Origin of the sequence: Neptunomonas antarctica, from assembly GCF_001305295.1 — a bacterium.
Classification (GTDB): Bacteria; Pseudomonadota; Gammaproteobacteria; order Pseudomonadales; family Balneatricaceae; genus Neptunomonas; species Neptunomonas antarctica.
On the sequence record NZ_LJSI01000036.1, the window covers coordinates 76747 to 97068 of the forward strand.

General features: G+C 43.5%; 27 protein-coding genes. 17 read left to right on the forward strand and 10 right to left on the reverse strand.

The genetic code is table 11. The annotated features are described in order from the left end of the window. Positions 1-4 precede the first annotated feature (4 nt). Complete coding sequence (gene purM, locus Nant_RS09005; protein WP_054341313.1) at positions 5-1060, reverse strand: phosphoribosylformylglycinamidine cyclo-ligase; 1056 nt, start codon at positions 1058-1060, stop codon at positions 5-7. Positions 1061-1235: 175 nt separating this feature from the next. Here purM and Nant_RS09010 point away from each other — a divergent pair, with 175 nt between their 5' ends. The 7 genes from Nant_RS09010 (at position 1236) to Nant_RS09040 (ending at position 5940) form a co-directional block, all read left to right on the forward strand. Next, positions 1236-1493, forward strand: a complete 258-nt coding sequence (locus Nant_RS09010; RefSeq protein WP_054341314.1) for a DUF2066 domain-containing protein — start codon at positions 1236-1238, stop codon at positions 1491-1493. A 44-nt stretch (positions 1494-1537) separates the two neighbouring features. After that, complete coding sequence (locus tag Nant_RS09015) at positions 1538-1771, forward strand: hypothetical protein (protein WP_054341315.1); 234 nt, start codon at positions 1538-1540, stop codon at positions 1769-1771. A gap of 45 nt (positions 1772-1816) precedes the next feature. Next, positions 1817-2947: an AI-2E family transporter gene (locus tag Nant_RS09020; RefSeq protein WP_054341316.1), complete on the forward strand. Its 1131-nt coding sequence runs from the start codon at positions 1817-1819 to the stop codon at positions 2945-2947. After that, entirely contained in the window at positions 2934-3641 is a 708-nt protein-coding gene (hda, locus tag Nant_RS09025) for a DnaA regulatory inactivator Hda (RefSeq protein WP_054341317.1), read from the forward strand. The genes Nant_RS09020 and hda overlap by 14 nt, the downstream gene beginning before the upstream one ends. A gap of 166 nt (positions 3642-3807) precedes the next feature. Beyond that, positions 3808-4059 (forward strand): hypothetical protein, encoded by a 252-nt coding sequence (locus Nant_RS09030; protein WP_054341318.1) that lies wholly within the window; start codon positions 3808-3810, stop codon positions 4057-4059. A 31-nt stretch (positions 4060-4090) separates the two neighbouring features. After that, positions 4091-4891 carry a tRNA cyclic N6-threonylcarbamoyladenosine(37) synthase TcdA gene (gene tcdA / locus Nant_RS09035; protein WP_054341319.1) on the forward strand — a complete coding sequence of 267 codons (801 nt, stop codon included), beginning with the start codon at positions 4091-4093 and terminating at the stop codon, positions 4889-4891. Positions 4892-4989: 98 nt separating this feature from the next. Then, entirely contained in the window at positions 4990-5940 is a 951-nt protein-coding gene (locus Nant_RS09040; protein WP_054341320.1) for a hypothetical protein, read from the forward strand. Positions 5941-5993: 53 nt separating this feature from the next. Here the strand turns inward: Nant_RS09040 and arfB are convergent, their stop codons facing one another. After that, positions 5994-6407, reverse strand: coding sequence for an alternative ribosome rescue aminoacyl-tRNA hydrolase ArfB (gene arfB / locus Nant_RS09045; protein ID WP_054341321.1), 414 nt, complete (start codon positions 6405-6407; stop codon positions 5994-5996). Between the two features lie 133 nt (positions 6408-6540). Beyond that, the gene (locus Nant_RS09050; RefSeq protein ID WP_054341322.1) at positions 6541-6972 is read right to left on the reverse strand and encodes a DUF3617 domain-containing protein; all 432 of its coding nucleotides are present in this window, start codon (positions 6970-6972) and stop codon (positions 6541-6543) included. Between the two features lie 174 nt (positions 6973-7146). Here Nant_RS09050 and trhO point away from each other — a divergent pair, with 174 nt between their 5' ends. The 3 genes from trhO to Nant_RS09065 all read left to right on the forward strand — a co-directional run bounded on the left by trhO (position 7147) and on the right by Nant_RS09065 (position 9578). Continuing rightward, positions 7147-8142 carry an oxygen-dependent tRNA uridine(34) hydroxylase TrhO gene (gene trhO / locus Nant_RS09055; RefSeq protein WP_054341323.1) on the forward strand — a complete coding sequence of 332 codons (996 nt, stop codon included), beginning with the start codon at positions 7147-7149 and terminating at the stop codon, positions 8140-8142. 37 nt (positions 8143-8179) lie between these two features. Next, entirely contained in the window at positions 8180-8479 is a 300-nt protein-coding gene (locus tag Nant_RS09060; RefSeq protein WP_054341324.1) for a hypothetical protein, read from the forward strand. A gap of 196 nt (positions 8480-8675) precedes the next feature. Continuing rightward, a complete protein-coding gene (locus tag Nant_RS09065) occupies positions 8676-9578 on the forward strand; it encodes a GGDEF domain-containing protein (RefSeq protein WP_054341325.1) in 903 nt (300 codons plus the stop codon). Between the two features lie 11 nt (positions 9579-9589). On the opposite strand, the gene rarD is transcribed toward Nant_RS09065, so the two are convergent. The 3 genes from rarD to Nant_RS21530 form a co-directional block, all read right to left on the reverse strand. Next, on the reverse strand, positions 9590-10477 hold the full coding sequence (rarD, locus tag Nant_RS09070) for an EamA family transporter RarD (RefSeq protein WP_054341326.1): 888 nt from the start codon (positions 10475-10477) through the stop codon (positions 9590-9592). Between the two features lie 164 nt (positions 10478-10641). Then, the gene (hisC, locus tag Nant_RS09075; protein WP_054341327.1) at positions 10642-11712 is read right to left on the reverse strand and encodes a histidinol-phosphate transaminase; all 1071 of its coding nucleotides are present in this window, start codon (positions 11710-11712) and stop codon (positions 10642-10644) included. A 141-nt stretch (positions 11713-11853) separates the two neighbouring features. Beyond that, on the reverse strand, positions 11854-12003 hold the full coding sequence (locus Nant_RS21530) for a hotdog family protein (protein WP_202904975.1): 150 nt from the start codon (positions 12001-12003) through the stop codon (positions 11854-11856). 479 nt (positions 12004-12482) lie between these two features. Between Nant_RS21530 and Nant_RS21700 the strand changes: the two genes are divergently transcribed. Genes Nant_RS21700 through Nant_RS09095 form a run of 4 tightly spaced genes read left to right on the forward strand, consistent with a single transcriptional unit; the run spans position 12483 to position 15150 of the window. Then, on the forward strand, positions 12483-12866 hold the full coding sequence (locus Nant_RS21700; RefSeq protein WP_054341328.1) for a BufA1 family periplasmic bufferin-type metallophore: 384 nt from the start codon (positions 12483-12485) through the stop codon (positions 12864-12866). After that, positions 12841-13758 (forward strand): MNIO family bufferin maturase, encoded by a 918-nt coding sequence (gene bufB, locus Nant_RS09085; RefSeq protein ID WP_202904976.1) that lies wholly within the window; start codon positions 12841-12843, stop codon positions 13756-13758. The genes Nant_RS21700 and bufB overlap by 26 nt, the downstream gene beginning before the upstream one ends. Further along, positions 13758-14579: an HvfC/BufC N-terminal domain-containing protein gene (locus Nant_RS09090; protein ID WP_054341330.1), complete on the forward strand. Its 822-nt coding sequence runs from the start codon at positions 13758-13760 to the stop codon at positions 14577-14579. The genes bufB and Nant_RS09090 overlap by 1 nt, the downstream gene beginning before the upstream one ends. 19 nt (positions 14580-14598) lie before the next feature. Beyond that, the gene (locus Nant_RS09095; protein ID WP_054341331.1) at positions 14599-15150 is read left to right on the forward strand and encodes a DoxX family protein; all 552 of its coding nucleotides are present in this window, start codon (positions 14599-14601) and stop codon (positions 15148-15150) included. An 84-nt stretch (positions 15151-15234) separates the two neighbouring features. On the opposite strand, the gene Nant_RS09100 is transcribed toward Nant_RS09095, so the two are convergent. Together Nant_RS09100 and Nant_RS09105 are read right to left on the reverse strand one after the other, a co-directional pair. Next, the gene (locus tag Nant_RS09100) at positions 15235-15618 is read right to left on the reverse strand and encodes a carboxymuconolactone decarboxylase family protein (protein ID WP_238377101.1); all 384 of its coding nucleotides are present in this window, start codon (positions 15616-15618) and stop codon (positions 15235-15237) included. 56 nt (positions 15619-15674) lie between these two features. Then, positions 15675-16043 carry a MerR family transcriptional regulator gene (locus tag Nant_RS09105; RefSeq protein ID WP_054341333.1) on the reverse strand — a complete coding sequence of 123 codons (369 nt, stop codon included), beginning with the start codon at positions 16041-16043 and terminating at the stop codon, positions 15675-15677. 303 nt (positions 16044-16346) lie between these two features. On the opposite strand from Nant_RS09105, the gene Nant_RS09110 reads away from it, so the two are divergent. Genes Nant_RS09110 through Nant_RS09120 form a run of 3 tightly spaced genes read left to right on the forward strand, consistent with a single transcriptional unit; the run spans position 16347 to position 17963 of the window. Further along, positions 16347-16835: a DUF2878 domain-containing protein gene (locus tag Nant_RS09110; RefSeq protein ID WP_162224930.1), complete on the forward strand. Its 489-nt coding sequence runs from the start codon at positions 16347-16349 to the stop codon at positions 16833-16835. After that, positions 16826-17326 (forward strand): chalcone isomerase family protein, encoded by a 501-nt coding sequence (locus Nant_RS09115; RefSeq protein ID WP_054341335.1) that lies wholly within the window; start codon positions 16826-16828, stop codon positions 17324-17326. The genes Nant_RS09110 and Nant_RS09115 overlap by 10 nt, the downstream gene beginning before the upstream one ends. A 46-nt stretch (positions 17327-17372) precedes the next feature. Next, entirely contained in the window at positions 17373-17963 is a 591-nt protein-coding gene (locus Nant_RS09120) for a DUF3833 domain-containing protein (protein ID WP_238377102.1), read from the forward strand. Between the two features lie 228 nt (positions 17964-18191). On the opposite strand, the gene Nant_RS09125 is transcribed toward Nant_RS09120, so the two are convergent. Then, on the reverse strand, positions 18192-18656 hold the full coding sequence (locus Nant_RS09125; protein ID WP_054341336.1) for a hypothetical protein: 465 nt from the start codon (positions 18654-18656) through the stop codon (positions 18192-18194). A gap of 710 nt (positions 18657-19366) precedes the next feature. Further along, the gene (locus Nant_RS09130; RefSeq protein WP_202904977.1) at positions 19367-20125 is read right to left on the reverse strand and encodes a metal-dependent hydrolase; all 759 of its coding nucleotides are present in this window, start codon (positions 20123-20125) and stop codon (positions 19367-19369) included. Positions 20126-20322: the final 197 nt, after the last annotated feature.

Sequence of the window (20322 nt, forward strand, 5' to 3'; positions counted from 1 at the left end):
CAGATTACTCCGCGTCGATAAGCTCTACTTGTTCTTCGCCCGCTTGGGCTGAATCGATATGACCAATAACCCATGCGTTCTCACCAGATTCTCGCAGCAGAGCCAGAGATTTATCAGCGTGTTCAGCAGGCACGCAAAGCACCATACCGACGCCGCAGTTAAATGTGCGGTACATTTCGCGTGATTCAACATTTCCAGCGGATTGTAGCCATTGAAATACGCCCGGCAGGATCCAGGAGTTAGTGTTGATTACCGCCTTGGCGTTCTCTGGAAGTACGCGAGGAATATTTTCCAGTAAGCCGCCGCCGGTAATATGCGATAGGGCATTAACCTGGCCGTTTTTAATTAAATTCAGGACAGACTTAACATAAATGCGCGTTGGTTCAAGTAACGCCTCTTTTAGTTTGCGTCCTTCTATCTCTTGTTCCAGATCTACTTTGGATATTTCGATTATTTTACGTATAAGCGAATAACCATTTGAGTGTGGTCCGGAAGAAGCTAAACCAATCAGCGTATCACCCACGCGGACTTTACTGCCATCGATGATTTCAGATTTTTCAACGACACCAACACAGAAACCTGCGAGATCGTAATCGTCGCCTTCATACATGCCAGGCATTTCAGCTGTTTCACCACCTACCAGCGCAGCGCCAGCAAGTTCACAGCCTTTACCGATGCCTTCAACAACATCAGCGGCCATGTCGATATTCAATTTCCCTGTTGCATAGTAGTCAAGGAAGAAAAGGGGTTCTGCACCAGCAACCACTAAATCATTGACGCACATAGCAACCAGATCGATACCGATTGTGTCGTGTTTTTGTAGTTCCATTGCCAGGCGTAGTTTCGTACCAACGCCATCAGTTCCAGATACGAGAACCGGTTGTTTATATCCTTCAGGGATTTCGCACAGTGCTCCAAAGCCACCCAGACCGCCCATAACCTCAGGACGTGCTGTGCGTTTGGCGATACCTTTAATGCGATCAACTAATGCATTTCCTGCATCAATATCAACGCCAGCGTCTTTGTAACTCAGGGATGTTTTGTCAGAACCAATAGACATGCAGCTAAACCTTCAGGACAGGGTAAAATAACAGGTAAAAATATGGGCTGCATTCTAACAGGTTGGAGAGGTGGCGGCTATTGTATGTTAAAGTTTTCAATTGATATTCTGTAGGGTTGTATAATTTTTGTCGGGTAAACGAGGTAAATCCTTATTTTTGGTGTGTTTGTTCGCAATGCTAGGGTTAAGCTCCGGGGCTATTAAGGCCGGCGTTGTCGGGAACCTGTATCAAAGTAAGATGTTAGTTTCTGACCAGCTAGTCGTTGCGGATGAGCTTTCTTTAAACGCTGGGATAAAAGAGGTATTGGTAAAAGCCAGTGGGGTGACGCGTGCTGCGCTTATCGCAAATGCTTTGCCGCGAGCACTTTCAGCCTATATTAAAGAGTTTCGAATCGGTGATGCAAGCTTCTGGGATGATATGGAACGGGTATAGATAAGATAAATACGTACCAGATAACCGTGACAAGCGTAGAAAATATGGCAGACTATGCAGCAATTCTTGAGTATGTTCGCGCGTTCGCTGTCATTGATGATGTAGTGGTTGTCTCTATGGTCAATAAGACCTTGAACTTGTCGTTGCAAAGCAGATTGAATAAGAAGGTATTAATAAAGATGCTGGGGCTTGATCGAAGGATGATGTTAATGCGTTCTTTGCAGCCGTCAGTAGATCAATTTTTACAGTGGCGTTGGTTAAGTAGACGCAGTAAGTGAGATGTCAATGGTAGCTTTAATAAATGGTTTGAATGGGTCGTTTTAATGGATGATTTTGTCACGTCACAACGCTTTTTCCTATTGCTGGTTACTTTGGTTTCTGGTTATTTATTGTATTTGCTGGGGCCTATATTGTCACCATTTCTGGTGGGGGCGTTACTGGCCTATCTCACAGACCCGGTTGCTGACCGTCTGGAGTTGGCGGGTGTGTCACGTACGAACTCTGTCGTGATTGTGTTCGTCTTTCTGATAACGCTATCAATATTGCTTGTGCTTCTGCTTGTTCCTAAGTTGAGCCATCAGGTTCAGGTGATGATTCTGCAGGTACCATCCGTTATCGCATTATTTGAAGACAAGGCGCTTCCCGCTATTCAGGCTTATCTGGGTGATGACGTTTCTTTTGGTGATTTACAATCATTTAAGGATCTTGCCGCTAGCCATTGGCAGAAAACGGGCGATATTATGGCGCAGGTTGCTGCTTATATTACCCGTTCTGGATTGGCTATCGTCGGATGGCTGGCTAATCTGTTATTGATCCCCGTCGTGACGTTTTATCTGCTGCGTGATTGGGATGTGATGATTGAAAAAATTGGTTATCTTCTGCCCCGTAATCTTGAGCCTACTGTCTCTCGCTGGGCTAAAGAGAGCGATGAGGTGCTGGGCGCTTTCATGAAAGGCCAGCTATTAGTTATGTTGGTATTAGGCTGTGTCTATGCTGTGGGGCTTTGGCTGATTGGTCTTGATTTAGCGCTGCTGTTAGGTATGCTCGCTGGCTTGGCGAGTATTGTTCCTTATATGGGCTTTATCGTCGGCATTATTGCGGCGGGAATTGCCGCTTACCTGCAATTCCATGACCCGATGATATTGTTATGGGTGGCTGCTGTCTTTGGTGTGGGTCAGGCATTGGAAGGCATGGTGCTTACCCCATTGCTTGTCGGCGATAAAATTGGATTGCATCCTGTTGCTGTGATTTTTGCTATCATGGCCGGAGGACAGCTTTTTGGTTTTGTCGGGGTGTTGATAGCGCTTCCGGTAGCCGCTGTAATTATGGTATTTTTGCGTCACCTCCATCATGGCTATAAAAACAGTCACCTGTATGGCACTGGAATGGTTAAAGAAATCACCGAAGATGAATCGTTGAACGTACAGGATACAGAAGTTAATGAGCAGCGCTAATGCGCCACAACAGCTTCCATTAGGGGTGACTCTGAGGGATGCTGCGCGATTTGCAAATTTTCAGACGGGAAGTAATGGTCTTGTTTGTGAAATGCTACGTCAGGCTGCGGTTGGAGAAGGTGAGTCATTTTTGTATATCTGGGGCGCAAAGAGCTCTGGGTGTTCTCATTTGCTGCAAGCGGCATGTCATGCGGCTGAGCCGCGTAAACTGACTGCTGTTTATTTGCCTTTAAATGAATTGATGAGCTTAAGCCCGGTTATTCTTGAAGGGATGGAGTATCTGGATCTGATCTGTGTCGATAATATTGAAGCGGTTGCTAATAAGCCCGAATGGGAAGAGGCGCTGTTCCATTTATATAATCGTATCAGGCAGGAGCAGAATACCCTGATTGTTGCCGCTAATTCAGCCCCACGTCAACTGAAGATTAAACTCCCCGACCTGGTATCCCGTTTAAGCTGGGGCGCAGTGTTTAACGTTACAGCGTTGAATGATGATGACAAGGTTCAGGCGATTCAGTTACGTGCAAAAATTCGTGGAATTGAGCTTCCTGAAGAGGTCGCTAAATATTTGGTGCATCATGCCAGCCGTAGTATGAATGATCTCTGTCTGATGTTGGATCGCTTGGATAAAGCGTCGCTGAGAGCGCAAAGAAAAGTGACTATCCCTTTTATCAAGCAGGAAATGGGCTGGTAGTCATGACTGAACAGTTTATTATTTGAATCAGATATGAATTATTATTCCGATTTACCCATGAATCCCTTCTTCTACGTAAACATCTTACGAAGTATTGGTCATAGCGGTGTGATCCCGCATTATTTATTGAGCCTTATTATTAAGCCCAAAAACAGGAGTTGTCATAATGTCAAAAAAAGATAGTCAGGTCAGCGATGAGTCAGTAGATGATAAAAGAATAGAGCGTGATTTTTTTTCGCGTGATGAAGAAGAGCAGCAAGCGTTTCTGACTCAGACGTGGTGTGATAAATGCCAGGCAGCCGACTTAGGCATGCATACGCCTGTTGAGTATGAACTTGATAGAACCATTTTTGTGGAAGGTACGTGTTCTCAATGTGGTGAGCAGGTTTATACCGAATTAACGGACGATGATCTTTAAATTTACAGCTTTTTATAGATAGGGTTTAGTAGTGTCTGCATTTGATAATCGATTTGGCGGAACGCGTCGTCTTTACAGTGTAGATACTGTTGAGTGTTTTCGTGGATCGCACGTGTGTGTGATTGGTATTGGCGGAGTCGGTTCCTGGGTAGCTGAAGCACTGGCACGCTCGGGTGTGGGTGAAATTACTCTGATTGATCAGGATGATATTTGTGAAACGAATATTAATCGTCAAATTCATGCGTTGGATGGCACTATCGGGCACTCTAAAATTGCTGTGATGGCCGAGCGTATACGCTTGATTAATCCTGAATGTCTGGTGCATGAAGAGCATGCGTTCGTTAATAGTGAGAACATTCCTGAGCTAATACAAGAGTGTTTTGATTATGTGGTTGATGCGATTGATAGCGTTAAAGACAAAGCGGCGCTTATCGGTTTTTGTAAGCGCTTTAAAATCCCTATTGTGTCGGTCGGCGGTGCGGGTGGGCAAATAGACCCTACCGGTGTGAGTGTTGCTGACCTGTCGAAGACATTTAACGATCCGTTAGCGGCTAGGGTTCGTTCATACCTGCGGCGTCATTATGGGTTCAGTAAAAGTGGTAAGAAATTTGGTGTTGAATGCGTATTCTCCACAGAACAGTTGCGTTATCCGCAACCGGATGGCTCCGTAGGTAGCCAAAAAGGCTTATCAGATGGTCAGACTCGGTTGGATTGTGACGGTGGTTTTGGTGCTGCAACTGTTGTGACGGCAACATTCGGCATGGTCGCAGCCTCACGGGTACTGAATAAAATCATGCTAAAGTCTGAAGTAGAGTCCTCTTCATATGAGTAGGATACTCAGAGACTAAAGTAAAATAGAGATATTTTTTTATGGAGTGATTGGTCTTCATAATTATGTACTATTTTGTACGCCCTTTTTAGAGAGTATTTATGCTTCGGTTCAGTCAGCGCTTACAAGCCCCCGATACTTCTGAAGACTTGATTCCGGGTAGTACGTTTAGCCAGGGTCATGCGTTTAGTCTGCTTGAGCCTGAGTCAGATGTAAGCAGCATAGTGACCGAAGCTGAGCTGCGATTATTGGCTGAATGGTTTGTTCCTGATTTGATCTCAATTCTTAATAAGCCTGAGGAGTATGCTGATAAGTATGCTGCTGATTACACTCGTTTTCATGAGCGGGCAGGATGTGCTATCGAAGCGCTGTTGGGGAGTATTCAACCAGATCTATTGACAGTCCGTTTTGGTGTTGGCGGTGTTTTTGCTGATCTTAATGTACCCTTTCAGTTGAATGAAAAGGTTTTGGTTCGTATTTGGCGCCATGAGAGACCAGTCAGTCATTGGATCAGAAAAGAGCATGAAGAGCTAAAAGAGATTGCGGTTCTGGGTCGCCCTTATGCGCTGGCTTCGGCTGCATTGGTGGTGCAGAAAATGAGTTGCATGCGGCGCTTAGATGCAATTAAAAACCAATGTTATGATGCTTATTTAAGGCAGATTTATCTTCGGGCTTTTAACTTTTATGGTATATCCCCGCTCTCTTACGAAGAGTTGGGAGTTAAAGGGGTCGATCCCTGGATGCAGGTTGCATCGAGCAAAGTGTTAATTCCTGCGGCATGTACGGGGCGGCAATTACAGTTATTTGCCCGCAGGCAGTTTCGCGACTTTAAGATTCCTTTCGAAGTATTTTCAATACTCAAGAACCTGCCATTACAATTGCCAGTGTCACAACGTTTGAACGTGACAAATTGGACTGATTTTCTGCAAAATGAATTGTCAGCCAGCTGGATGCGAGGAGAAAGTGGCCAATGGATCGAGAAGTCGTTAGATGCAATTTCTGAATCTGAAAGTTCTGCTAGTGTGAATGCTCAGGGTTATATGCTGGATTAGTCCCGGATGCATATACAGCATGTATTAAAAGAGTGTATCCGCTCAGGTAGCGATCACTCAGATACATTTCCGCGCATCGCTTTTGTTTTGCCACGCTTATTTTTGCTATCCAGTCTTCTTGTTTTTGATCCTTTGGTTGGTTTGGTCGGTCGCCGGATTTTTTGTGGTGCAGTTACACTCCTAATCAGTTCGGTAAGTCTTTCGAAGGCATCGTCTCTATTTTTTTCTTGAGTACGATACTGTTGTGCTTTAATGACGATAACGCCTTCTTTGTTGATGCGCTGGTCATTTAGGTTTAACAACCGTTCTTTGTAGAATTCTGGCAGCGAGGATGCTGTAATATCAAACCGTAAGTGAATAGCGCTCGATACTTTATTAACATTTTGTCCGCCAGCTCCCTGAGCGCGAATAGGGGTGAGCTCTATCTCGTTGTCATGGAGCATAACGTTGCTTGATATTTGTAGCACGAATTAGCTTACCTTTTTTTGATGGATCTCGATGTGATTATTGGCTAGTCCTGATCGAGCCTCGACCTTGTCGTGATGGTCGTGGCTCAAGAATGTGTCGAATATTTTCGTTGCAAATAATTGAAGTCAACCGTCAGTTGCATGCGCCTAAACGTTTGCCTTCCCACGTGGTTTTCATATCCATATTTATGCCCTGTAAAGACATCACCATGGTGACGTTGCCCTTAATGTAAGTGTCAGCTACGTGCATGTTTCCGTAGCCCGTCATTTGGCTTCCATTAAGATTACAAGCCATCTTCCATTTGATATTCTGGCCTGCTGCACTCACATCTGTAGCGTGGCAATTGCCCTGCGTTTTTTCAGCAAAGTGAGCAGCGCTGAGTGTGTTCTCTTTGATGCATTCAATATTTTTATTGGTTATGGGTTGGGCTAGCATCGGCATCGTTGCCTTGCTGACAATCTCCCATTTGCCCGCGTTAAAAGGAATGCTATCTGACGCGCTGGCCGTGTTTGCTATTGTCGTTGATGCAATGATCATAATAGCGCTAAGCATAAATTGTTTCATGAAAGTTCTCTTAAGCGGTTAAATAAATAAGCATGAGTAGTCTAATCATCTCAGTTGCGGTGGAGAACGTCTAATAGAAATTAATTCAAGCGTAGTACATGTGGTTATTAGCGACAGTTTGCTTGGATTTGCGTATAATTGTGCGTCATTTTGAATTGAATTCGGAGAATCTCTATGTCCCACACAGTCGTGTGTGCCCTGTATAAATTTGTTGTACTGGAGGATTATCAGGAGCTACGCGCGCCTTTGCATGATGTGATGAAGAGTAACGGCGTGAGGGGAACACTGTTGTTGGCTCAAGAAGGGATCAATGGCACCGTTGCAGGAACACGTGAAGCGATTGATACATTACTGGCTTGGTTTGCCTCTGATAAGCGTTTATCTGATATTGATTATAAAGAATCATTGCATGAACAGCAGCCTTTCAAGCGCTGCAAAGTTAAGCTTAAGAAAGAGATTGTCACGCTGGGCGTAGAAGGCATCGATCCGAAACGTGTGGTGGGCACCTATATTGAGCCCAAAGACTGGAACGCACTCATCAGTGATCCAGATGTTGTGCTGGTGGATACCCGTAATGATTATGAGGTGCAGGTTGGTACTTTCAAACACGCTGTTAATCCACAAACCGATAGTTTTAGAGAGTTTCCTGAGTATGTTAAGCAGCATATGGACCCCGCAAAGCATAAAAAGGTCGCTATGTTCTGCACCGGTGGCATTCGTTGTGAGAAGTCGACGGCATACATGAAGCAGCAGGGCTTTGATGAGGTGTATCATCTGAAAGGTGGGATTCTTAAATATTTAGAAGAAGTTCCTCAGGACGAGTCTCTTTGGGAAGGGGAGTGCTTTGTTTTCGATGATCGGGTGACGGTAAATCATCAACTTGAAAAAGGGCAATATGAGCAATGTAACGCCTGCCGTATGCCGATTACGCAAATAGACAAAGCTAGTGAACACTTTCAGCAGGGCGTAAGCTGCCCCCATTGTTTCGGTAAGCATACTCAAGACCAGATTGATCGCTTCAGTCAGCGCGAAAAGCAGATGCAAATAGCGCGTGAACGTGGCGAAGGACATATTGGTGATGAAGCGGTATTGACGATGCAGGAACGGCGTGAAGCTAAGCGTTTAGTCCGGGTGCGCTTATTAGCGGAGCAAGCAGCGTGCGCACAGTAACTTTATTCTCCCCGATCCGTTACAGCTAGGAAATGCGATGCAAATTTACAAGTTATTGGGTACCGTTCAAACACAGCAAAAGCGCCAGGTGTTGGTCTCGGGATTGATTGCGTCCGGTTGGGAGCGCAGCGTCCACAATGAAGATGAAGACCAACTGTCATTGGGGCGTGTTCGTCTCCACCTGGAAGGCGAATCAACGTTGTTATTGGATGCTGGTTTTACCGGTAAGCCTGAAGATATAACTTGTCTGATTGAGACGCTGGATAAACATCCTGTACATTATTCGTTGGATCTCTTCGGGGATTCAGCGCGTTTGGTTAGACGGTTTATTAAGTAGCTCTGTTAATAGGCGTTCATGAATGCTTTATAAAAATCAGATACACCGACGATGGTTTTAATGGCTAAACAGCGTCTATAAAGCGTCTGTTTTTATACAGTAATAACAATGAGCCTATTTAATCTTAATTTCGGATAACAAGCTTCACTAGCTGTGCTATAACGTTTGTTAAATAATTTTGGTAAGGGAGATTGAAATGACGGACTCCGAAGGTTTGCAGCAACGTCGCTTTGAGTGTTTACTGACAGCTATCGATCAAATAGTTATACATTTAAATGGCGCGGGAGAAGTGATTAGTGTTAATGCAGGCAGCGCTGATTGGCTGAAGACAGATCAAATGATATCCAGAACTTTTTCAGCGTTGTTTTCTGAGGACCTGGCAGGCGACGTATCGGCACAGATTGATAAGGCTTTTGAAACACATGAGCCACAGAAATTAACACTATTGATGAAGCCAGAGCATTCTTTTCATTGGCATGAGTTGGGCCTGAGGCTCACTCAAACATGGGAGACAAAGCTGGTAGATGTAAGTGACACTGAGTTGATTTGGGTTGCGAAAAATATATCTCAACCCGCTCAACAGGAGCAAAAAGTAGTTAAGTTGTCACAACGGGATCCATTAACGGGTGCATACAATCAACGTTCCCTCATGACTATTCTTAAGCAGTCAGTGGCGCAGGCGCAACGTTATGATTGGGTTTGTTCGGTTTTATTGATCGATATTGATCATTTTAGTCAGGTTAATGATCAATACGGTTTGGATACCGGAGATAAGGTCTTGCAGCAGTTTGTTGAGGCCATGCATGCTTTTCAACGGACGGCAGATTTCTTTGCCCGGTATGCGGATGATCGTTTTGTCATGTTCCTGCCTGAAACCAATCGTGAGCAGGCGTTGTTAGCTGCAGAGCGCGTCCGTAAACTGGCACAAGAGCAGTGTGTTGTGGGGCCGTCGGGTGAGCTTGAGTTTACCGTCAGTATCGGTACAGCATCATTGCGTGATTCTCAGGACACACCTGATAGTCTGCTCAAGCGTGCTGAGGAAAATTTGTTTATTGCCAAGCAGAGTGGCACTAACCGCATTGAAGGGGACGAAGTGTAAGCGTTAAGTGTTTAAGATATGACCACTGGCGCTTTTATACGGCGCCAGATTGCACCGCCGGAAAATATCAGAAGTGCCAGCCATATCAGTGAAAACGTTATTAAATCACTTTTATCAAAAGGCTCGTCAAGAATCAGTACCGCGCTTAATAGTTGTAGCGTGGGAGCAAGGTACGTAATAAATCCTAATACTGTCAGGCTAAGCCGATGTGCTGCTGCGGCGAAAGCCAGTAATGGCAAGGCAGTTAAAAAGCCTGTTAGTATGAGTAGAACCCCATTCAGGCCTATAGTGAAGTGTTGCTCGCTCTGTTGCGATAACCAGAGCCAGTAGCCTAGGGCGAAGGGAAGTAACAATAAGGTTTCCAGCATGAGGCCAGTCACTGTATCAACCTGTGTCTTTTTGCGCACGAGTCCGTAAAATCCAAAACAGAGCGCCAAAGTAAGGGCAATCCAGGGAAGCTCACCCACACCCACTATTTTGTATCCGACTCCCAGGATGGCCAACACTATCGCTACCTTCTGGTAAGCGGCGAGTTGTTCTTTAAAAAAGATAACCCCTAGACAGATAGCGACAAGAGGGCTGATAAAATAACCGAGGCTGGCGTCGATCACACGGCCGACACTCACCGCCCAGATATAAACTCCCCAGTTAGCAGCAATTAATAGTGAAGAGCAAAATAATGAGAAAACAAGCGTGCGGTTCATCAGCGCTGCTTTTACGCGTGCCCAATGTTGGGTGAATGTCAGGATGATAGCGACAAAAACAAAAGACCAGAGCACGCGGTGCAGCAGCACTTCTGTGGCGGGAATATGCTTTAACAGGCTAAAGAACAGCGCGAAACCACCCCACATCGTATAGGCGAATAGGGCAAGTAATAAACCACGGTTTGATTCAGTCACAACATACATCCTAGAGCTAAAGATGGAGTCTAACAGCCATTACCGATACAGCAAGGGAACTCATTGTTCTTTAAATGAAGTGAGTAATATTAACTAATGAAGCCTCGCACTATACATGGATAGCGCGAGGTAGCCGCATCGTAAAGAGTCACATCAAAAGAGAGCTAAAGCGAAATAATATCGGGATGGCGTTTGATGCAATCAATTAACGCCTGCATTTCAGATTCTGTACCAATAGTAATACGTAGGTGATTATCAATGCCCGGACGACTAAAGTGGCGAACCAGAATGCTATGTGTGCGTAAAAATCCCATCAGCTCCGCACCGGCAATATAGCGATGAGAGGTGAACAAGAAGTTTGTTTTTGACGGTATAACCTTAAACCCTAACGACTCTAATTGCACGGTGGTCCAATCACGCGTCTGGATAATCTGCTGTGTGCATTCAAGAAAATATTGATTATCTTCTATGGCAGCAATCGCGGTGACTTGTGCGAGCATATCCAGTGGATAGGAGTTAAAGCTGTTTTTAACACGCTCCAATCCTTCAATTAGTTCTGCATTACCAATCGCAAAACCAACGCGCATGCCGGCCAGGGAACGCGATTTTGAAAAAGTTTGGATTACTAGAAGGTTAGGGTATTGATTGACAAGCTTAATAGCAGTTTCTGCACCAAAATCGACATAAGCTTCATCAACGACAACCACTGTTTCTGTATTGCGTTGTAATAATACTTCTATCTGATCCAGCGTTAATGCACGTCCTGTAGGAGCATTCGGGTTAGCGAATATAATGCCACCATTAGCTTGAGTATAATCTTCCAGGGCCAGCAGAAAATCATCCTGAAGAGGGATATGAACGGCTTCAATAGCATATAAGTTGCAGTACACATCATAGAAGCTGTAGGAAATGTCAGGCAACAACAGTGGTTTTGGCTGGCGAAAAAAGGCCATGAACGTATGTGCTAATACTTCATCGGAGCCATTGCCGACAAATACCTGATCAGGAGCGACCTCAAAGTGATCAGCCAACGTCTGCTTGAGTGCTGACGCATCTGGGTCTGGATATAAGCGCAGACGATCAGTATCAAACTGATGAATCGCTTCTGCTACTTTAGGTGATGGTGGAAACGGATTTTCATTGGTGTTTAATTTAATGATATTACTGCCCTTAGGCTGTTCGCCGGGTACGTAAGGGGTCAGGTTCTGGATCGCTTCGCTCCAATATTTACTCATGGCAATCACTTATTATCCGATGGAGGGCATTGTTCTGCATGCCCGATGAACAGGGTCGAAAAGCATAGCAAAAAAGCCAGCTATCAGCTACGGGCGTGTTGATCATTTTAAATGCGGTATAGCGTGATCAGTAGGTTTTCCTTAAGTATCTACGGTAACCATAATAATACAGTGAGTCGTGAGATGGTGATCCTGTGTTGTCGGATTCCCTGTGCGCACATCAATACCGATATGTATGGGGCAGCGGCCTGTGTAGATAACTTGAGCGGTCACTTCAGCAATATTACCCACAAGAAAAATCGATCCATTTCATCACGGCGCCGCCGTGAACTTTAGCGTCGAAATTTACATCATCGGTTCTGAAAGGAATCTGCCTGTCTTTACCTGCTATAGTAATCTCAGTGTGTAGTATAAGAGTGAATCGAAATATTTAGACTAATATTGTAGGATGAAAATGATGTGTCAAATGTCTATATCTAATAGCTTTTAACGGCGTACATTCATGATTAGAGACTTATTGTATAAATAATCTGACTATTTCAGTTTCATTTCAGTTTCATTTCAGTTTGGTTGTTTAAAGTTAACTCACCAAGCAGTAACGATGAGGTTGGGGGAATTAGCAAACCTGGTATAGACTTCAGAAATATTTAGATGTGTTACAAATTCTGACACAGAAAAGCATTTTGCGGGCTACCGATAATAGTCCGCTTTTAGATTGATAAATTTTATAAAAAATAAAGTACCGCATACATAATCAGGAGCGAAAAATAATGAAAAAAACAAACGTAACTCAAGTAGCTAAAACAACGGGCGTAACTAATGTAACAGCAGCACTTTTACTTGGTGCATCAGTCGCGCTATTAAGTACCGGCGCAGTCGCTGGCCCGAACAGCCAATTAACGCTTGCTGAAGGTGCCTCTGCGAAAGTACAGGAGCAATTTCAAACCTGGATGGCTGGCGATAAAATCAGTGGACGTAAAGATAAATGCTTTGGTATTGCTTTAGCGGGAGAGAATGATTGTGCCGCGGGCGCTGGTACCAGTTGTGAAGGAACGTCAACTAAGGATTTTCAGGCGAATTCCTGGACTTTTGCGCCTAAGGGTACGTGTGAATCAATCGTGACGCCTAATGGCAATGGGTCACTTGAAGGCTAATCCTTTTTCCCCGCCTCGGCAATCTGAAATTGTTGGTGATCATTTGGGTGCTGGCCTTGGTTTAAAAGCTGAGCATCTGGATGACGTTTTGGCGTTACCTGCGGGGGATGCAAATCCCTCCGGTAATGGTTTGTGGTTTGAGGTTCATACGGAAAACTATTTTGTAGCCGGTGGGCCTCGATTAAATTACCTCAGATCAGTCCGTGAGAACTTTGAGCTCAGTTTTCACGGAGTAGGGGGGTCGTTGGGCTATGACCATCAATCAATGCCTGCGCATGTAAAGCAGGTAAAGGCTTTAATCGATGAATTCCAGCCCCGCCTCATTTCAGAGCACGCGGTTTGGTCGCGTGTCGATGGTCGATACTTTGCGGATCTTATGCCGTTACCTCGAACGCACGATGCGCTACAGTCATTGATTGACGGCATCGATGTTTATCAAACAGGTGTAGGGCGCCGCATTCTGATTGAGAATCCGAGTAACTATCTGGATTTCGTGAGTGAAATGGATGAACCACAGTTCTTGGTTGAGGCCGCTAATCGTAGCGGCTGTGGTTTGTTAATCGATATTAATAATTTATATATCAGTAGCCAGAATACGGGTATTGATGCGCTCGCGTACTTGCAACAGATCCCCGCGAGTCTTGTCGGTGAAATTCATATTGCAGGGCACGACCCCGATCCCGAGTTAGGGCGGGCGTTACTGATAGACAGTCATGCCGCTGAGGTTGATTCGTCTGTTTGGGCGTTATTAGAGCAAGCACTGAGTATTTTCGGACACCAGCCTGTGTTGGTGGAGCGCGATGCAAATATACCTGCGTTTGCCGAATTGATGCGGGAGCAACAAAAAGCCCAGCGTTTTTTGGACCAGTGTACGTATAAGGGGTCTCGTTGATGGCTGTTGATGATTACATCGCTGCCTTTGCGCATTATCTGCGCACGGGTGACGCAAATAGGATGCATGATTTTTGTGTTAATCCTGAACACATCAAGCGTATGGCTGTGTATCGTAATGGATTCTATAAAGGCTGTATTGATGCATTGTCGGCTAATTTTCCCATGTGTGAAAAGCTAGTGGGTAATGAAAGCTTTAGAAATGCCGCCCATATCTATGTTGATCACTATCCGCCTGAAAAGGGTACCTTGGTGGGTTATGGGCAGAATTTTTCTGGCTTTATTGCGGATTTTTTTTCCGGGTTAGTGACTAATGAGTCGCAGGCCTTGCCGGTCAATATAGCTGACCTGGCACATCTTGATTATGCATGGCTAACAAGCCTGATGAGTGCGGATTCGGAGCAAGTATTACGAGGTGAACATGTCGCATGGCTGGTGGCGCAAGGACATGATCTTGCGTTAGTGGAAGTACGGCTTAGCCCAAGCGTTATTCTATGTGATGTGGGCGCAAGTGCTTTTTCGCAATGGCTTTCATTGAAAACCAATCAAAAAGAGGACGAGCAGGGAAATAGCGCATCAACAAATGATCTTGTTATGTTTTGGCGCAGACAAGGAGCGGTACAAGCGCGATCGCTCTCGGTGCCTGAGGCGGCGCTTATGCGAGCCTTACAAAGGGTGGACAGTACACTTGATAGTGGATTCGCGGCGGCGTTAGAGGTTGATCCTGATTTTGATGTGAGTGACATCTTTTCTGCTTGTTTACAGAATGAGCTGTTAGAGACTGATATGACGCAATACAGACCAGAATCAGACCTGATATAAAAAATAATAAGGAATAAATATGAGCATAGTAGAAAAATTCCGACAGCTTTACGTACAAATGGGCCAGCAACTAACACGGTTTTTGGAGCCGCTGGCGTTGCTTTTGCTGCGCTTTACGGTGGCCAAAGTGTTTCTTGACTCAGGGCTTAGCAAATGGAATGGATTTTTAGACTTTAATGTTGGTAAATATGACTTGTTCATGTACGAATTTTTCTGCCCTGATCCAGTAAGAGAAGGTGCATTACAGCTATGTAACCCCGAAACACTCGATTACGTTGAAGGCTCTTTTGTTGTGAGAATGATAGAGTTGCTTGCCGTTTTTGCCGGAATAGCGGAAGTGTTATTGCCTATATTACTGATTATCGGTTTGTTCTCCCGCTTCGCCGCGTTGGGGCTTATGGGTATGGTGTTATTTATTCAGTTGGCTGTCTTTCCGACATGGGATCACTGGATCAATCCGGCATCGTGGTGGGCTGTTACTTTATTAGTCCTCATTGCGCGGGGGCCGGGGATACTGTCGATTGACAGACTATTAGGGATGGACGCAAAACCAGTACAATCATTTAAATAACAAAACGTAATAAGAGAGAGCACTCAGGAGTTGAGTGCTCTTTTAAATTTTAAGTGCCCAATTTGAAATTCTGATTTAAAATATCTAGAGCAGCCCGCGTTCAGTCAGAACCTCTTTTACTACGAACATGCCATTGAGGGCGGCGGGAAAGCCTGCATACACACACATTTGTAAAACGGTTTCCTTCACTTCTTTTACCGTACAGCCCACATTTAAAGCAGCATTTATATGCACTTTTAATTGAGGTTGGCAGTTACCCAATGCCGTAAGAGCAGCTATTGTTGCAATTTCTCTTGATTTTAAATCCAAACCTTCGCGGGCGTATATATCACCGAAAGGAAACTCAATGGTGTATCGTGCCAAGTCAGGACAAACGTCTTTTAGGCTCTCGATAACATTATGTCCAGCCTCTCCATCAATCTCGGTTAGCTTTTCATAACCTGCTTCATATCTTGATTTATTCATCATCTCGCTCCATTTGATAGACAGATGCAGCAAGCTTACAAGTTAGAGTTAACTCTAAGTCAAGGGGTTAATTGTACTTGATCATGCTCGATGTAGTACTCGATTTTACTCTCCAGCGCTTGTAAGTGCTGGCGTTCATTCTCAATTCTGACTTTCAACTTATCGCGATGCTCTTCTAGCAATACCTGACGTGCTCTAAGGGTGCTTTTTCCTATCGCTCTGAGCTGTGAGTATTGCAGAATATTTTCTAGTGACATGCCCGTTTCTTTGAGCCTGACAATAAAGTTAGCCCACGCTAAATTTTTGGAGGTGTAAAAGCGGTGACCGCTAGTGCTTCTTTGAATGCTACTTAAAAGACCGATTTTTTCATAATATCTGAGTGTATGAGGAGTCAGTGTTGTTTGTTGCGAAAACATTGTTATGTTCATGGGTCGGCCCTAAGAAATAGTGCTCATCTCTGAATTATTTTTAAATTGTCAGCTATACGGCTAATCAGCGTAGAGCAGTCACTGTAACTATCTGAATTGATAAACTCTGCTCAAACGGAAATTATCGGTATACCGGCTACCTGTCTATCTTGAACTCCCATAGTGCTCTAAATCAATAGTGTAAGAGTGTAGAGGCGGTATTCTTTTTCTGCGCTGATCCAATTCGATAGTTAAGCCGTATGCAATAAAATAGTGGAGGTAGAGATGTTGTTGGGCCTAACGTGGAAATTATGGATCAATTTGATGGGTTTCAATCTGATTTGGGCTTTAAGTATTTTCATCGGTAATGATGCGCTGCTCTGGATTGCCGTACTTTTGCTGCTTCACTTTGTGTTTGTTGCAAAGTCCTGGATTGAATTACCGATTGTGTTAGTGGTCGCTTTGGTGGGCTACAGCGTTGACTATATATTGACAATCGCTGGCGTTTTCAGGTTTGAGCAAGCTCAGGGTATTACGCCTGTGTGGTTATTTTTTTTATGGATTGGCTTTTGTTCAACCCTCAGATATAGCCTTCATTTCTTTTCTGAAAAATACAGGATAGCTTCTATTGCCGGCGCTATTGCAGGGTGTGTTACCTACTTTTCGGCAGCACATTTTGGTGCTGTTGAGTTGCCGCTCGCTCCCGTTATTAGCGCAGCTATTCTGGCAGGCGTATGGGCTTTGCTGTTCCCTGCGCTGCTGTGGATCTCCCATACTATGAGTCAATATCTGAGTAAACACATATGTTTATAAAAGTGTTTTTTTGCGCGCTATTGCTGTGTTCTTTTGCCGTATCCGGAAAAATGCTTCCTCAAAACTGGACGCGTGTAGGCGAAGCCGAGTTAAGCATACTCTGGTTTGATGTTTACAAGGCTGAACTACTTACCCCTGATGGGTTTTACTCCGATGATAATAAACCTCTGATACTCAACCTTAACTATCGCCGCAATATCAGCCGAAAAGATCTTTTGCAAGAAACCCGAAAGCAGATTCAGCAATTTGCCGGAACAGAGCAAGTAGATCACTGGTTAAATAAATTGTTACAGATTTGGCCGGATATTCTAAAAGGAGATCAGCTGACTTTCTGGCTTGATTCAGAAGGCGACGGGCATTTCTTTTACAACAAGGGCTGGATTGGTTCATTGAAAGATCCGGCGTTCAGCAGCGCTTTTATTAAGATCTGGCTTTCTGATAAAAGTAACTATCCGGATTTGGCAAAACAACTCAGGGGAGAATTCAGATGAGAATTAAGGAGATAATTAAGGAGATAATTAAGGAGAGAGTAAAACAATGAAAATTCTGAGATTGAAGCATATGACATATCTGAAGATGGCGGCTCTTGTGGTGAGTATTCCTCTGCTATCCGGCTGTGCCGTCAATATTGATGAATATAGTGATATGGAGCCTGAGCTGGATCTGAGTGAGTTTTTTAACGGTCATCTTGAAGCCTACGGAATTGTTCAGGATTACAAAGGCAAAGTCAGTCGCCGCTTTAGGGCTGATATTCTGGGCCAGTGGAAAGATGATAAAGGCGTGCTTGATGAGCAGTTTTTCTTTGCCGATGGGGAAGAGCAGCACCGTTGCTGGAAGTTGAGTAAGTCAGACAAAGAGTATGTGGGTACGGCAGGCGACGTTATAGGTGAAGCTAAGGGCTTGGTGGCAGGGAATGCACTGAATTGGAGCTACGTCTTGTCTATTCCTGTTGATGATAAGCACTGGGAAATAAACCTAAACGATTGGATGTATCTGGTTGATGAAAATAATCTGATTAATCGGGCAACGATGCATAAGTTTGGCGTAGAGGTCGGACAAATCACCCTCTATATCCGCAAAGTATCATCACAGGCTCATCGGCCTTTAACTCAGGGTTGTCGTGTCTAAGGCAGTTAAAATACATAAACAAGTTCCGGATGGATAGGTAAGAGCTTAACGATGCCTATTGCTGGATACGTGACCGGAAATAAATGCAGAATCCCACTTGGCTTGAAATAGAAAAGCCCAAAACATCGGTTATGTTACAGACCGCTGTTGGTCCTTAGCAATGTAAAAAAGGTTTAGATTCAAAGTGGTCATTTCCACAGAGACGCGACTCTATACCATTTATTGGGCTTATTTAATTGAAGATAAGATGTGTATTAACACCGCTGGTAATTCAGGTTTCTCACCTTCTATTTGTGCAAGAATTATCAAATTTTGATGTGCGTAAGGAATATATACTCTCACCTCATTTCCTAACTGAGCCTTTAACACTTTGATTTTACCCTTTTGATGAACATCAATCATTATTTCAGATGTTTTGTACCCGCCTTTAACCATACCATCTCGGATTCCTGCAACCATATCCGAATTTACCTGCAAATCGCCATTCGGCTTCATAAAAGTAATAACAAGACTCTGAACTTCATTAGTAATTAAATCACTTTTACCGAAATAGGTGCCTAATTCAACCTGGTAGAGAGCGTATCCATCAGGTATATCAACAGATATTCCTGACACTGGCATTTTTAGTTCAGACGAAATAACATTTGTTATTGTCATAAAAAACAACAATATAGAAAATAACATTTTTTTCATATCATATACTTCCTTGTTTTAAATTTAAATTCTAGAAAATCACACTCCACTATAATCACTGAAATCATGATGATATGATTTATACGTTTATGATTCATTCAACACATATTTACCAAGCCATACATCGACACTGGCGAATTCAACTCCCGTTCGGATGGTACTGGTACACGGATTTTCAGTGTCTGTTTAACAGTTATTCTTGACGTGTATTTGTGACAGTTATTTGTGGAACTTTGTGCTCTCTAAGTATCATCATATATTTTTGACAGGCTAAATTCCATACCTTCTCTGAGTGATTTCGCCTGTTCTATTGCACCAAACGCCTCAGACTGTTTAATATGGATTGAAGAGGACTCTTAAAACGAACCCGCTTCTACGATAATCGTAAACTCAGACTTATGAATTACATAGTTAGGCTCTTTTTTCATTCCAACATAAAAACTTCATTAATTTAATGAATACATATAATGCTGTTTACTTTTTCACTTAAAATCAATAAATTTTTCTGATGGTTAATGTACATATTTAACTCTGTTAATTAGAAGTCTAAGGAGTAGTATATGGTTTTACATTGTGAATATTGGAATAAGTTAACCGATTTTTATGTTTTAAAGTAATTGTGTTTAGGGGTTGATTGAATTAGTGGGTTCGGATTAAGAATGCCGGGAATAATAAAAAATATTTTCATCTTACCCCACTTAATTATGTGCTTAATAAAACTTAAAAGTGGACCAGTTAGTTAATAAATTAATCGTTGTGTCAGTTTCAGGAAGCATATAACCTAATGCGATGCTGGCAACTAACATCAAAAATGTCGCACTTTTATTCTTAAAATCGGCTATTTTCAGGGCCGTACCGAAAGATCGTTTAATTCTTATATTACTTAAGTCAACACTGTATATTTCATCCAAAGTTAAATGGATAAGCCCACCAAAGAAAACAAACCCACCTGAAAGTAAGGCAACGATGGCCGATTGAGTTGCATATTCGCTGTTGAATATCCAGGTTAGCTGCGTTGTTAGCAGGCCGCATAAGGTGAGAAATAACAAAGAATGACAGCTGCCTCTGTGAACCGTCACTTTTTCAAATAAAGGTCTTATCAGCCATTTCATAATGCCGTAAACACCTAAAGGTATTACCAGTAATTCAATAAAGCGAATCTCTCTAAAGTGCTCTCCGGTAATGTAGCGCAAAACCATCAGGATAATAACGGCGGAAAATATATTGAAAATAATATTAAGTGACGTCGAGTTGTCAGAATCGATATCAGGTAACAATCCCCCGATCGTGCCTAAGCACCACAACCATAATGCCGTATTGATGTCAGCATGACCTGCTGATAATAGCGCTGCAGAGGCAATGCCTGTAGCAGCAGTCGCTATATTGAAATGAGTATTAAAATTTGCCATATTTCTCTTAAGTAATGGGGAAAGATGAAAGATACCGGGAATTATAAAAATAATTATCACCTGCCCCCACTAATTGTTTGACCCCGCTAATTGTTAAAAAAGGTGATTCAGTTTGACGTATTGCACTGGCCAACGCAGGGTTTAATCATAGGATGTCAAGATTAAAAAAATTGACCTTATATGGCTATGATCTGACCATCTGATCGATTTATTCCGTAACTAATGATTGAATTAATTCGGAACAGATGGTCGGATTC